Here is a 12,408-nt window from a genome sequence, read left to right as displayed (position 1 = left end):
CCGGCCTCATCGCGCCGGGTTTTTTGTTGTCGACAATACCGGAAGGTCCGCTGGCCCTGCCGGCATTTTCCCCGGATAGTGAAGGTCGGGCAGGCGACGGATGAGGCAGCGCAAACCTATAAGGTTGGTCCACCCTCGCCGCCACCTTCCTTCTCCGCCTCCTGCTTCAGCGTCGCGATGAAGCGCTTCGTGCGCTCACGCTCCGGATTGGCGAACAGCACGGTTGACGGCGCCTTCTCGACGACAACGCCGGCATCGAGGAACACCGCTTCCTGTGCGATCTTGGAGGCGAGGCGCAGATCATGTGTCGCTATCACCATCGTCGTGCCTTCGCTGGCGAGCTTGCCAAGTACGTCGACCACCTCTTGCGCCAGTTCCGGGTCGAGCGCCGAGGTCGGCTCGTCGCAGAGCAGCACTTTCGGCGACGGCGCCAGTGCCCGTGCGATCGCCACGCGCTGCTGCTGGCCACCTGATAATGTTGCCGGCCAGGCATCGGCCTTGTGCACCATGCCTACTTTATCCAGCAGCGCGCGCGCCCGTTCGCGCGCCCGTTCAGGCGACCATTTCAGCACCGTGACCAAGCCTTCCATGACATTCTCGATCGCGGTGCGATGCGGGAACAGCTGGAAATTCTGGAACACCATGCCGGTCTGCAAGCGAAGACGCCTTATGTCCCCGGCCGGAACCTTGCCGCCGGGGCGGAACTCGAGCGTCTCGTCGCCGATCCGCACCGTGCCGGAGGTCGGAATCTCCAGGAGATTGATGCAGCGCAGCAGCGTGCTTTTTCCCCCGCCCGAAGGGCCGACAAGCGCGGTGACGCTGCCTTCCGCAAACGCCACAGTCACGCCCTTCAGCACGAGATTGTCGCCGAAGCGCTTTTCGATGTTGGTGAGGCCGATCATGAGCGTGCCTCCAGGAAGCCGCCATAGCGGTTGAGCCGTCGTTCCAGCCGTGTTTGCAGGGCCGACAGCACCGAGCTCATCGCGAGGTACAGGATCGCCGCCTCGACATAGAGGATCAGCGGCTCATAGGTGGTGGCGACGATGCGCTGCGCGGCCTGGAACATCTCCGGCACGGTGATGGCGGCGGCCAGCGAGGTGTCCTTGACCAGCGAGATGAAGGTGTTGGAGAGCGGTGGCACGGCAACGCGGCCGGCTTGCGGCAGGATGGTGCGCCGCATCGCCTGGCCCCAGGTCATGCCGATCGAATAGGCGGCTTCCCACTGGCCTTTCGGCACCGAGCCTATGGCTGCGCGGATGATCTCCGACGTATAGGCGCCGATGTTGAGCGTGAAGCCGATCAGCGCCGCCGTGAAGGCGTCGAGCAGGATGCCGACCGACGGCAGGCCGTAGAAGATCAGGAACAGCTGCACCAGGAGCGGCGTGCCACGGAAGATCCAGACATAGAAGCGCACAAGCGCGACCAGCGGCTTCGGGCCGAACAGCCGGCCGAGTGCCGCACCCAGGCCGACCGTCAGCCCAAGGGCGAAAGACAGCAGCGTCAGCGGCACGGTGAAGATCAAGGCGGCCCACAGCAGCGAAGGCAGCGACTCCAGCATCAGTTGCAGCCAGTGCAGCACGAAAGATCCTCCGGAATGGGCAAGGTGGCTTGATGAAGCGCGAACGCTGGGTGCCATATCACGATAAAAGCGACGAGCCGTCAAAGACAGCTCGCCGCTCGATACGTTGCTGGGAGCCGGAGAGACCGGCCCAACTCGTAAGGATTACTTCGAAACGTCCTGGCCGAAATAGGTATCGGCAATCTTCTGGTAGGTTCCATCGGCCTTGATGTCGGCCAGCGCCTCGTTGATGGCCGCCACCAGCTCCGGATCGCCCTTGCGCACGATGACGCCGGAATAGTCGGCGTTCTCTTCCTGTGCGGCGATCTTCACATTGGCGTCGGGCTTATGCTTCTTGAAGTCGAGGAACGACAGGCTGTCGTTGATGGTGGCGTCTGCGCGGCCGGTCAAAAGCAGCTGGATCGACTGGTCGAAACCATCGGTGCCGACGAGCTCGGCGCCGTTTGTCTCGGCCAGCTTGCCGAAATTCGAGGTCAGCGACTGCGCCGATTTCTTCCCCTTGAGGTCGGCGAAGCTCTTGATGTCGGTGTTGTCGCCACGCACGATCAGCACCGCCTTGGAAGCGATGTAGGGATCTGAGAAATCGTACTTGGCCTTGCGGGCGTCGGTGATGCCGACTTCATTGATGACGGCGTCATAGCGATTGACATCGAGACCGGCAATCAGCCCGTCCCATTTCCCTTCGAGGAACTCGACCTTGACCCCGAGCTTGTCGCCGATCGCCTTGGCGATTTCGACGTCGAAACCGACCAGCGCACCGGAAGCGTCATGATAGGTGAACGGCGCATAAGTGCCTTCGGTGCCGACCTTGATGACTCCTGCCTGCTTGATCTGGTCGAGATTGGCGCCGGCATGGCCAGCGGTGATTGCCAGAACCTGCAGCGTTCCGGCGACTATGAGCGACTTCAGCCATTTCATTTTTCTGTGATCCCGTCCTGGGCCTGATGTCAGGCACGTTGTGAGCGCAGGAAACTGACAGATGCTGGGGAGAAAAATAAGGAACAGAATTTCAAAGACAGCCAATTCCTGAAACCAGATTCCATAAAAAGCGCTTTCCGGTGGCGATCAGGATCATCACGGATCACCGCCGACGTCTCCCAGGCAACGCAGTCCGCCCGCAAGCGGCCACGGAACCTTTCCCGAGCATGGCACGTTCTGGCTGTTGTAGGGCAGGACGCCGTCATTTCAACCCGGCTCCTGCCACGTTCGCGAAGTCATCCGCATCGCCTGAGCCAGGGAGCACCTCATGATGGAAGACACGGCAGGACGGATCATGGTCCGTGCGGCAATGAAGGCTCCCTACCTCGAACGTGACGAGGAACACCGGCTCGCGTTGCGTTGGAAGGAAGACAACGACCAAAACGCGCTGCATAGCATAACAGTCGCCCATATGCGGCTGGTCATCTCGATGGCCTCGAAGTTCCGCCACTACGGCTTGCCGCTCGGCGACCTGATCCAGGAAGGTCATGTCGGCCTGCTTGAGGCCGCCGCCCGCTTCGAACCGGAGCGCGAAGTGCGGTTCTCGACCTATGCGACGTGGTGGATCCGCGCCTCGATGCAGGACTACATCCTGCGCAACTGGTCGATCGTACGCGGCGGCACCAGTTCGGCGCAGAAGGCTTTGTTCTTCAACCTCAGGCGCTTGCGTGCCCGTCTTGCAAACGGGACCGAGCCGCTCTCCAACGAAACCCTTTACCGCGAGGTGTCGGTTGCACTTGGCGTTTCCGAGGCTGACGTGGCGATGATGGATTCGCGGCTGTCGGCTCCGGATTCCTCGCTCAACGTGCCGCTAGCCGACGAAACGGGCGCCACCGAACGGATGGACTTCCTGGTCTCGGACGATCCCCTGCCCGACGAAATCGTGGGCGATACGATCGATGTCGAGCGCCGTTCGGTGTGGCTGAAGACAGCGCTTGGCGCGCTCAACGCGCGCGAGCTCCGCATCATCGAGGAGCGCCGGCTGAGTGACGAGGGGGCCACGCTCGAGGCACTCGGCGAGACGCTCGGCATCTCCAAGGAACGCGTCCGCCAGATCGAAGCCCGCGCCATGGAAAAGCTAAAGGTCGCACTGGTGAAGCAGAACCCCGAATTTCTGGCGGCCGCCGCCTGAACTTCCGACAAAAGGCCCTTACCTGTCGGTGACGATCTTGACCTTGTCACCGGCCGAAACCGCCGCGCCCGGCGACAGCGCGTTGAGCACGCGGAATAGGTCGAGCTTGCGGTCGACACCAACCATCTGAGCTGAAAGCGAACCCATCGTCTGCCCCGGCTGAACGGTGAGCACGCGGATACGCAGCGGTTTCAGGGCCGCCTTTTCCGCGGCACTCAGGATCCGGAAGGAGCCGCTGACCGAGCGCGCCACCGTGTCCAGCGAGGTGCTGGCCGAGGGTGCCGCGGTGAGCAGCCGGTAGACCTGGCCGCCGGCACGGATCACCGCGATGTCGAACTGCCAGCCTTCGGCGCCGGCATGCGCGGTCGCCGCCTCATTGCCGTTGATCGTTTCCTGCTTGACGGTGCTGTCGTCGAGACCGGCGACCCAGCCGCTGCGGATGTAGTCGGTCAGCGTCCGGTTCTTGTCGATCGAAACCCCGTCGAAGCGGATCGCTATGTCGCCCGGCCCGGTCGCCGTCACTGCCGCCGCCGAATTGTCGATGATGAAGCCTTCGGGCACCGAGAAGGACACGCCAAGGCCAGGATGCAGGAAGGTTTCGCCGCGCACATAGCCTTCCTCGGGCGTGTCCCCGTAAAGCAGGCCGTCTATGCCGGCGAGGAAGGAATCACGGTCGCGCGTGCCGACGCCGGGCGCGCCGAACTGGCGGGCGTGGCGTTGCGCCAGATCGATGCGCTGCGGCGTATTGGGGTGCGTGGCCAGGAAGTCGAGGCTGGCATCGGTGGCGCCGCTGATCGAGCGGAAGTCGGTGTAGGCCGACATCGACTGCAGAAAGCGGCCGGCGGCATAGGGATCATAACCCGCCTCGCCGATCGACTTGATGCCGATGGCGTCCGCCTCCAGTTCCTGGTTGCGCGAGAATTGCGCCAGCCTGAGCTTGCCGCGGATCAGCGCGGCCTTGGCGGTCGGGCTATCGCCGAGCACGTCGGAAACGACCTTGGTCGCCAGGCCTTCCTCGGCCTCCAATTGCTGGCGCTGCAGGCCGTGATTGGCAGTGACATGGCCCATCTCGTGCGCGATGACGGCGGCGAGCTCGGAAGAGTCGTTGGCCAGCGCCAGGAGGCCGCGCGTGATGTAGAGATAGCCGCCCGGCAGCGCGAACGCGTTGACGTTGGGCGAATTCAGGATGGTGATGCGATAGGTCTGCGTCGGGTTGGCCGACACCACTGTCAGGCTGCCGACCACCTTGGCGACCATGCGCTCCAGCCTCGGATCGGAATATTCGCCGCCATAGGTCGCCAGAATGCGCGGGTGCTGCGCCTTGGCCAGTTCGGCGAGCTTGTTGTTGCCGGTGACATTATCGACCGTGATCGGCTTGTCGGACGGCTGGAAGCCGGATTCCTGAACTTCCGGAGGCGTAAACATCTGGCAACTCGCCAACGCCACGGCAAAACCGGCCAGAGCGAGAAAGCGCGCCAGCGGATTCGTTCGTGGTCTGTTGACGCCGATCGCCAGAACGGCCTCCTTTCGGGTCCCGGCGCATGGCCACGAAAATCGGGAGCGATCTTCGGAAGGTGCCACGCGTAAAAACAAACTGCTACAATATCCGTCGCGCGTCCCCTCCGGACGGGCGGCGGATGCTGTAGCCAAATCAGGGTCCATGCCGGACCAATAAGGCGGACCTAGCCACACTACTCCAGCCATGGCAAGCAAGCGCCCCATCGCCTGGAGCCGGTTTGACCGTAAATTATGGCCGCTTCCGGGCAATATCTCGTGATACGGCCTCCCCTGCACTCGCACCGACATAGCGCCGGAATTCTTCCGGACCAGCCCCGGCGAAGAAATCATCCGCCTCGCCGGCGGCAGCGACCATGCCGTCGTCCAGGAACACCACGTGCTGGGCGATACGGCGGGCATCTTCGGGCTGATGCGTGACGAACACCACCGTCATGCCGCGCTCGGCATGGACCGCGGCAACCAGATCGAGCATGTCGGCACGCAAGGCAGGCCCGAGCGAGGCGAAGGGTTCATCGAGCAGCAGCACCGGACGGTCGCGCACCAGCACGCGGGCGAGCGCAACGCGCTGCCGCTCGCCGCCGGAAAGTTCGCGCGGTAGCCGCTTTTCCTTGCCGGAAAGACCGGTGCGCGCAAGCGCATCGGCGACGGTCGCCTGATCGGCCTGCGTCAACCGCAGCGATGGCGAGCGGCCGAGCCCGACGTTCTGCTCGACGGAGAGATGGGCGAAAAGGTTATTTTCCTGGAACACCATCGACACCGGCCGAGCCGCCGGCGGCTCGGCCGTAACATCGACCCCGTCGATCAGGACACGGCCGGACAGAGGTGTCTCGAAGCCGGCGACCAGATTGAGGAGCGTCGACTTGCCCGAGCCGCTCGGCCCCATGACCGCGGTGATTTTCGCCACGGCGAACGCTATGTCGAAGACAAGCGGTGCCTCGCCATAGCTGAACGAGACCTTGTCCAGCCGAACTGGAACCCCTTTCCCGCCGGCCGCGTCGTCAGGCATCACGGATCTTCTCCCTTCCAAGCCAGTCCGCTGCCAGCACCAGCGCGAGACAGACGAGGCCGAGCAGCAACGCCAGGCCGGCGGCATCCTCGGTGCGGTAACTGCCCATCCGCGCCAGGAGAAGGTAAGGCAAGGTCTGCACGGAATCACTGCCGAACAGGGCGATGACGCCGAGATCGCCGAGCGACAGTGCCATGGCGAAAGCAAAGGCGGTGGCAAGTGGCCGCCGCAGTGACGGCCAGTCGACCAGAATGAGCCGGTTCCATCCAGCGATGCCGAGCTGTGCGCAGAGCCGTTCGTGTCGCTCGCTTGCGGCATCGTAGCCGGGACGGACGGCCCGCAGCGCGAACGGCATCGCCATCACCGCGTTGACGGTAACGACCATGACCGGGGCAATGGCGAAGACGTCGCCGATATGGCGCAGCAACAGGAACCAGCCGGCGCCGATGACGATCGGCGGCACGACCAGGACAAACCCCGCGCCTGTATCGGTGGCATGTTCGAGCATCGTCCTCGGGCCGACGCGGCGGTTCATCGCCAGCGCACGCCGCGCCATGGTCAGCGCCAGCGACAGCATCACCGAAAGCAGCGCCGACAGAAAGGCGAGCACCGCGCTGGTCAGCATCGCTTGTCTTACGGCGACCTCGCTGGCCAGGCGGCCAAGATCGGCGCCAAGTCCGGCCATCACCGTGGCCGCCATCGGTCCGATGACGAACAGCAGTGCAAGCACGATCAGCACGGCATTCAGCGCGGTCTCGGTGCCTTTGATGGAGAGATAGCGGCGTGGCGCGACCGGCAGGCTGGTATCTCCGACCACGTTGGCGCCAAGCCGCGTCAGCGCCAGCACCACGACGAAGGTCAATGCGATTTGCAGCAGGGTCAGCGTCACCGCCCGCGACGGATCGAAATCGAAGCGCAGCGCCTGGTAGATGCCGACCTCGAGCGTCGTCGCGGCCGGCCCGCCGCCGAGCGTCAGCACGATGGTGAACGAGGTGATGCAGAGCATGAAGACAAGCCCGGCGACACCTGGCAAGGCGGCACGCAAGGTCGGCCACTCGATCAGCCGGAAGGCCGGCCGCGCCCCCATGCCGAGCTGGCTCGCCAGCCGCCACTGGTCGGAAGGTATGGTCCGCAGCGCCTCCAGAAATAGCCTGGTCGCCAGTGGCAGGTTGAAGAAAACGTGAGCGATTAGAATGCCGGACAGGCCATAGATTCCCGGCCAGCTCTGACCGCCAGCAGCACTGAACAGACCGGCGAAATATCCGGCACGGCCATAGAGGGCGAGGATGCCGAGTGCCGCGACGATCGCCGGCAGGGCCAGGGGTATGGCGAAGAGTTGCAGGATGAAGGCGCGGCCGAAGAAAGCTGGATGCCGCGACAGCGCGCGCGCCACGAACAATGCCGGGCCGACTGAAAGCAGCGTCGAGAGCGCCGCCTGCCAGAGCGTGAAGCGGATAACGCGCAGGAGATAGGCGTCGAAGGCCCCCCGCGCGCCGGATAAGTCGTGGGCACCCTCGATGATCAGGCCGGCAAACGCCCCGCCAATGAGGAGCGCGATTGCAGCGAGTGCGAGGACACCGGCGGTGGTGCGGGGGTCAGCGCGTTGCACGCTGCACCATCTGCCTCGATATCATCGACTGGCGGGGACTTGACGAACGTGACTGCCGGACATCTCCCCCACGAGGGGGAAGATCGGATGTCGCTGCGGCTTCCGCCAATCTCAAACGCTGCCAGGAACGAGCCGGCAACGAAGCTGCCAATCTCCCCCCTTGTGGGGGAGATGTCCGGTCCATCCTCTGCAGCAGCTGCGCTGCAGCTGCGGAGGACGGGCAGGACAGAGGGGGGCGCCGGAGGGCGATCATCTTTCAATCATATAGCCAAACTACTTGCTCATCACCGCCAGCCATTCATCCACCCAGGCCTTGCGGTTGGCCGCGACCTCCTCGGGGCTGAACAGCAAGGTCTTGGCCGGCTTGACCAGTCTGTCGAAGGCCGGGTTGAGCGGTTTGTCGGTCTTGCCGGCCGGGAACATCCAGTTGGTCTCCGGGATGGCGTCCTGGAATTTCGGTCCGGTCATGAAGGCCATGAACTTTTCCGCCAGCGGATTCTTGGCCCCCGTGGTGGTGACGCCCGCGACCTCGATCTGCAGGTACTCGCCCTCGTCGAAGGACGCCGCCTGGTAGCGCTCGGTGTTTTCGGCGACCATGTGATAGGCCGGCGAGGTGGTGTAGGACAGCACCATGGGCGCCTCGCCCTTGGTGAACAAGCCGTAGGCCTCGCTCCAGCCCGGCGTCACGGTCAGCACCTTGGCCTTGAGCTTGGCCCAGGCCTCCGGCGCCTTGTCGCCATAGACCGACTTGACCCACAACAGCAGGCCGAGACCCGGTGTCGAAGTGCGCGGATCCTGGATGACGATCTTGTCGTCGGCGCTGCCTTCGACCAGCTCCTTCAGGCTCTTCGGCGGTGTCTTCAGCTTCTGCGTGTCATAGACGACGGCGAAATAGCCGTAGTCGAAGGGAACAAAAGTGTCGTCGCTCCAGCCACCCGGCACGTTGACCTCCGTCACCGCGCCATGCGGCGCGAACAGGCCGCTGGCCTTGGCGTCGGCGGTGAGGTTGGTGTCGAGGCCAAGCACGATGTCGGCCTTGGTCGAGGCGCCTTCGAGCTTGACGCGGTTGAGCAAGGCCACGCCATCGGCGACCGAGACGAACTCGACATCGCAGCCGCATTCCGCCTCGAACTCCTTCTTCACAACCGGGCCGGGACCCCAGTCGGCGGTGAAGCTTTCATAGGTGTAGACGGTGAGCTTGTCCTTGGCCAAGGCCGGTCCGGACAGGGCCAGGACCATTGCCGAGACAAGAGAGTATAAAAGCGTGCGCATCGGCGCCTCCTTCGTTCGAGTTGAAGGGAATTGAGGCGTCGGACTGTCCGAAACGTCTAATCCCTCCGCCGGTACAAACCGGATCAGGTTCAGCGGGTTGGCGAGACTGCCTCTCAGCCGGTCCGCGAAGATCGCGTCCGGCACCCCGTTAGAGCGCCTCGACACATAGGCCCGGCCGGCGAACCACGCAAGCGGAGTTTGCCGGCCTTCCGTTTCCCGTGCCGGGCTGGTAAGGGCGACAGGATATGAGCACATTCACCATCCTGCTTGGCGGCGATCTCATCCGCACGCCGCGGCTCGACCGCCATGTCGAACGTTCCCGCGTGATCGCCGCCGACGCCGGCATCGGCCACGCGCGGCTGCTGGACCTTACCCCGGAGCTGTGGGTGGGCGATTTCGATTCCGTGCCGGCCAATCTGCCTGACGATCTCGCCGCCGTACCGCGCCGGACCTTTCCGGCGGAGAAGGACCAGACCGACGGTGAACTGGCGATCGCGGCTGCGCTCGAACGCGGTGCGACCCGTCTCGTGCTTGCAGGCGCCTTCGGCGGCAAGCGCGCCGACCACGCCTTCCTGCATATGGCACTCGGCCTGCGGCTGGCCGAGGCGGGAACGGAAGTGCTCTTGACCAGCGGCGCCCAGGAAGGCGTTCCTCTGCTGTCCGGGAAAGCCGGTTTCGACTATGCCGCCGGCACGCTGTTTTCGATCCTTGGCTTCTCCGAACTTGCCGGCCTGACCGTTTCCGGCGCCAAATGGCCGCTGAACCACGTCCAGGTGGCGTTCGGCTCGTCGCTGACCATCTCCAACGAAGTCAAGGGCAGCCTTGAGATCGCCCTCGGCCACGGCCGCGCGATGCTGCTTGCTCATCCCTATCCACTACCTGAAAGCTGACATGGCCCCGCCCCTTCTCAATCTCGACGGGATAAAACTGACCTTTGGTGGCGCGCCGCTGCTCGATGGCGCCGCCTTGACCGCCTCGGCCGGCGACAAGATCGCGCTGGTCGGCCGCAATGGGTCCGGCAAGTCGACGCTGCTCAAGATCGCCGCCGGACTGATCGAGCCGCAGGACGGCGAGGTGTTCCGCCAGCCTTCGGCGACCGTCCGCTATTTGCCGCAGATGCCCGACATGGAAGGCTTCGCGACCGTGCGCGCCTATGTCGAGGCCGGGCTTGGCCCCGCCGACGATCCCTACCGCGCCAGCTACCTGATGGAACACCTCGGCCTGTCGGGCGAAGAGCGGCCGAACGACCTGTCCGGCGGCGAGGCCAGGCGCGCGGCACTTGCCCGCGTCATGGCGCCGGAACCCGACATTCTGCTGCTCGATGAGCCGACCAACCATCTCGATCTGTCAGTCATCGAATGGCTGGAAGAGGAACTCGTTCGCACCTCCTCCGCCCTCATCGTCATCTCGCACGACCGCCGCTTTCTCGAACGCGTGTCGCGTGCCACCGTCTGGCTCGATCGCGGCCAGACCCGCAGGCTGGACAAGGGCTTTGGCCATTTCGAGGAGTGGCGCGACCTCGTGCTGGAGGAGGAAGAGCGCGAGCAGCACAAGCTCGGCCGCCAAGTCGTGCGCGAGGAGCACTGGCTACGCTATGGCGTGACGGCAAGACGCAAGCGCAACATGCGCCGGCTGGGCGAATTGCAGACCATGCGCCAGCGTTTTCGCGGCCATCGCGGCGCCGAAGGTTCGGCCACCATGGTGGCGAGCGACGCCGCCGAATCCGGCAAGCTGGTAATCGAGGCCAAGAATATCGAGAAGAGTTTTGGCGACCTCACCGTGGTCAAGGGCTTCTCGACCCGCATCCAGCGCGGCGACCGCATCGGCCTCGTCGGCCCGAACGGCGCCGGCAAGACGACGCTCTTGAAGATGCTGACCGGCGAACTGGCGCCGGACGCCGGCTCCGTGCGGTTGGGCACCAACCTGGAGATCGCCACGCTCGACCAGAAGCGCGAAGCGGTCGATCCGCAGGAGACGCTGGCGCAATATCTCACCGACGGACGCGGCGAGAACCTCGTCATCAATGGCGAGCAGCGCCATGTCGTCTCCTACATGAAGGACTTCCTGTTCAAGCCGGAGCAGGCGCGCACGCCGGTGCGCGAGCTTTCCGGCGGCGAGCGGGCGCGGCTGATCCTGGCGCGCGTGCTGGCACGGCCGGCAAACCTTCTGGTGCTCGATGAGCCGACCAACGATCTCGACATGGAGACGCTGGAACTCTTGCAGGAACTGGTCGCCGGCTTTGCCGGCACGGTCATCCTGGTCAGCCACGACCGCGATTTCCTTGACCGCACCGTGACCAGCATCATCGCGCCCGATGGCGGCGGCCGCTGGATCGAATATGCCGGCGGCTATTCCGACATGCTGGCGCAGCGCGGCGGCACCAGGCTCGATGACCGCAAGGCGCGCGCGAAGGCCGAGGCCGGCGAAGCGCCGGCGACGGGCAAAGGCGAGCCGGCAGCGTCAAAAGGGCCAGCGAAGAAACTGTCGTTCAAGCAAAAGTTCGCACTGGAATCGCTGCCGAAAAAAATCGAGGCGGTGATGGCCTCGATCTCACGGCTGGAGAATAACATCGCCGACCCCGCCTATTACGAGCGCGATCCGGCCTCGTTCCAGAAAACCATCGCCGCTCTCGACAAGGAGCGCGCGACACTGGCGGCGCTCGAGGAAGAATGGCTTGAGCTGGAAATGTTGCGCGAGGAGATGGAGGGGTGAGATCGCAACTGAACTTTTATGCGCGTACAATATGCGCATAAAAGGAGGTGGTTTCTGTGCTTCAGTCGACGCCAAAACCTCAGCGACAATCTGTTAACACGTCCATCGACTCCCAGTTGATCGAGGACGCCAAGGCGTTGGGCATCAATATCTCACGCGCCGCCGAGGCAGGTATCGCGAAAGCGATTGCGGCGGAAAAAACCCGTCGATGGCAAGAAGAGAACAGAGAAGCCATTGATAGCTCTAATGAATATGTCAGACGCAACGGACTGCCATTGGCCAAACATCGGCTGTTTTGATGGCACGCTACGATCTCTATCGAAATGCCGAAGGTACGGTTATCTTCTCGACGTTCAGTCTGAGCTTCTTGAAGGACTGGGCACGAGGGTCGTCGTTCCGTTGATGCCGCCCAACATAGCCCCGGTTCCGGGCGACGGCTAAACCCGACTTTCGCCATAGATGGCAAAGATCATGTGATGGTCACACAGTTCATATCAGCCTTGACAGCATCTGAATTGGCGGATGCCGAGGGAAATCTTTCCAAGCACCACGACGACATCGTCGCCGCGCTCGACATGCTGTTTCAGGGCTTCTGACCGGAG

The 12,408-nt window shown here is 63.9% G+C and carries 13 protein-coding genes and 1 riboswitch; of the genes, 6 read left to right on the top strand and 7 right to left on the bottom strand.

The genetic code is table 11. The features are described 5' to 3' along the window. Positions 1-116: 116 nt before the first annotated feature. The 3 genes from NKJ26_RS11700 to NKJ26_RS11690 form a co-directional block, all read right to left on the bottom strand. Positions 117-902 carry an amino acid ABC transporter ATP-binding protein gene (locus NKJ26_RS11700; protein WP_352695356.1) on the bottom strand — a complete coding sequence of 262 codons (786 nt, stop codon included), beginning with the start codon at positions 900-902 and terminating at the stop codon, positions 117-119. Continuing rightward, on the bottom strand, positions 899-1,579 hold the full coding sequence (locus tag NKJ26_RS11695) for an amino acid ABC transporter permease (RefSeq protein WP_352600342.1): 681 nt from the start codon (positions 1,577-1,579) through the stop codon (positions 899-901). The genes NKJ26_RS11700 and NKJ26_RS11695 overlap by 4 nt, the downstream gene beginning before the upstream one ends. Positions 1,580-1,723: 144 nt before the next feature. Further along, positions 1,724-2,497: an amino acid ABC transporter substrate-binding protein gene (locus tag NKJ26_RS11690; RefSeq protein WP_352695355.1), complete on the bottom strand. Its 774-nt coding sequence runs from the start codon at positions 2,495-2,497 to the stop codon at positions 1,724-1,726. A gap of 328 nt (positions 2,498-2,825) precedes the next feature. Between NKJ26_RS11690 and NKJ26_RS11685 the strand changes: the two genes are divergently transcribed. Continuing rightward, the gene (locus NKJ26_RS11685; protein WP_352600345.1) at positions 2,826-3,689 is read left to right on the top strand and encodes an RNA polymerase factor sigma-32; all 864 of its coding nucleotides are present in this window, start codon (positions 2,826-2,828) and stop codon (positions 3,687-3,689) included. A gap of 18 nt (positions 3,690-3,707) precedes the next feature. Here NKJ26_RS11685 and NKJ26_RS11680 read toward each other — a convergent pair whose 3' ends face one another. The 4 genes from NKJ26_RS11680 to thiB all read right to left on the bottom strand — a co-directional run bounded on the left by NKJ26_RS11680 (position 3,708) and on the right by thiB (position 9,094). Beyond that, positions 3,708-5,114 (bottom strand): M48 family metalloprotease, encoded by a 1,407-nt coding sequence (locus NKJ26_RS11680; RefSeq protein ID WP_352695354.1) that lies wholly within the window; start codon positions 5,112-5,114, stop codon positions 3,708-3,710. Between the two features lie 322 nt (positions 5,115-5,436). Continuing rightward, the gene (gene thiQ / locus NKJ26_RS11675) at positions 5,437-6,213 is read right to left on the bottom strand and encodes a thiamine ABC transporter ATP-binding protein (protein ID WP_352600349.1); all 777 of its coding nucleotides are present in this window, start codon (positions 6,211-6,213) and stop codon (positions 5,437-5,439) included. Then, the gene (gene thiP, locus NKJ26_RS11670) at positions 6,206-7,822 is read right to left on the bottom strand and encodes a thiamine/thiamine pyrophosphate ABC transporter permease (protein ID WP_352600351.1); all 1,617 of its coding nucleotides are present in this window, start codon (positions 7,820-7,822) and stop codon (positions 6,206-6,208) included. The genes thiQ and thiP overlap by 8 nt, the downstream gene beginning before the upstream one ends. Positions 7,823-8,095: 273 nt before the next feature. After that, complete coding sequence (thiB, locus tag NKJ26_RS11665) at positions 8,096-9,094, bottom strand: thiamine ABC transporter substrate binding subunit (RefSeq protein ID WP_352695353.1); 999 nt, start codon at positions 9,092-9,094, stop codon at positions 8,096-8,098. A 43-nt stretch (positions 9,095-9,137) separates the two neighbouring features. Beyond that, positions 9,138-9,252, bottom strand: a riboswitch (TPP riboswitch). An 87-nt stretch (positions 9,253-9,339) separates the two neighbouring features. Here thiB and NKJ26_RS11660 point away from each other — a divergent pair. The 5 genes from NKJ26_RS11660 to NKJ26_RS11640 are packed head-to-tail and all read left to right on the top strand — an operon-like array spanning position 9,340 to position 12,402. Beyond that, entirely contained in the window at positions 9,340-9,984 is a 645-nt protein-coding gene (locus NKJ26_RS11660; RefSeq protein ID WP_352695352.1) for a thiamine diphosphokinase, read from the top strand. A 1-nt stretch (position 9,985) separates the two neighbouring features. Further along, positions 9,986-11,806, top strand: coding sequence for an ABC-F family ATP-binding cassette domain-containing protein (locus tag NKJ26_RS11655; RefSeq protein WP_352695351.1), 1,821 nt, complete (start codon positions 9,986-9,988; stop codon positions 11,804-11,806). A gap of 56 nt (positions 11,807-11,862) precedes the next feature. After that, on the top strand, positions 11,863-12,105 hold the full coding sequence (locus tag NKJ26_RS11650; RefSeq protein ID WP_352695350.1) for a type II toxin-antitoxin system CcdA family antitoxin: 243 nt from the start codon (positions 11,863-11,865) through the stop codon (positions 12,103-12,105). After that, positions 12,053-12,247 (top strand): CcdB family protein, encoded by a 195-nt coding sequence (locus NKJ26_RS11645; protein ID WP_352695349.1) that lies wholly within the window; start codon positions 12,053-12,055, stop codon positions 12,245-12,247. The genes NKJ26_RS11650 and NKJ26_RS11645 overlap by 53 nt, the downstream gene beginning before the upstream one ends. Before the next feature lie 35 nt (positions 12,248-12,282). Then, a complete protein-coding gene (locus NKJ26_RS11640; RefSeq protein ID WP_352695348.1) occupies positions 12,283-12,402 on the top strand; it encodes a CcdB family protein in 120 nt (39 codons plus the stop codon). Positions 12,403-12,408 lie beyond the last annotated feature (6 nt).

The sequence above is a fragment of the Mesorhizobium sp. M0152 genome (assembly GCF_040322415.1).
GTDB lineage: Bacteria > Pseudomonadota > Alphaproteobacteria > Rhizobiales > Rhizobiaceae > Mesorhizobium.
This window is presented reverse-complemented; position numbering and strand designations above follow the sequence as displayed.

Bases quoted from the DNA above. Each gene is read 5' to 3' on its own strand.
- NKJ26_RS11655 (WP_352695351.1), top strand. From the start codon at position 9,986: ATGGCCCCGCCCCTTCTCAATCTCGACGGGATAAAACTGACCTTTGGT.
- thiB (WP_352695353.1), bottom strand. From the start codon at position 9,094: ATGCGCACGCTTTTATACTCTCTTGTCTCGGCAATGGTCCTGGCCCTG.
- thiQ (WP_352600349.1), bottom strand. From the start codon at position 6,213: ATGCCTGACGACGCGGCCGGCGGGAAAGGGGTTCCAGTTCGGCTGGAC.
- NKJ26_RS11645 (WP_352695349.1), top strand. From the start codon at position 12,053: ATGAATATGTCAGACGCAACGGACTGCCATTGGCCAAACATCGGCTGT.
- NKJ26_RS11685 (WP_352600345.1), top strand. From the start codon at position 2,826: ATGATGGAAGACACGGCAGGACGGATCATGGTCCGTGCGGCAATGAAG.
- NKJ26_RS11700 (WP_352695356.1), bottom strand. From the start codon at position 902: ATGATCGGCCTCACCAACATCGAAAAGCGCTTCGGCGACAATCTCGTG.
- NKJ26_RS11660 (WP_352695352.1), top strand. From the start codon at position 9,340: ATGAGCACATTCACCATCCTGCTTGGCGGCGATCTCATCCGCACGCCG.
- NKJ26_RS11690 (WP_352695355.1), bottom strand. From the start codon at position 2,497: ATGAAATGGCTGAAGTCGCTCATAGTCGCCGGAACGCTGCAGGTTCTG.
- NKJ26_RS11680 (WP_352695354.1), bottom strand. From the start codon at position 5,114: ATGTTTACGCCTCCGGAAGTTCAGGAATCCGGCTTCCAGCCGTCCGAC.
- NKJ26_RS11640 (WP_352695348.1), top strand. From the start codon at position 12,283: ATGGTCACACAGTTCATATCAGCCTTGACAGCATCTGAATTGGCGGAT.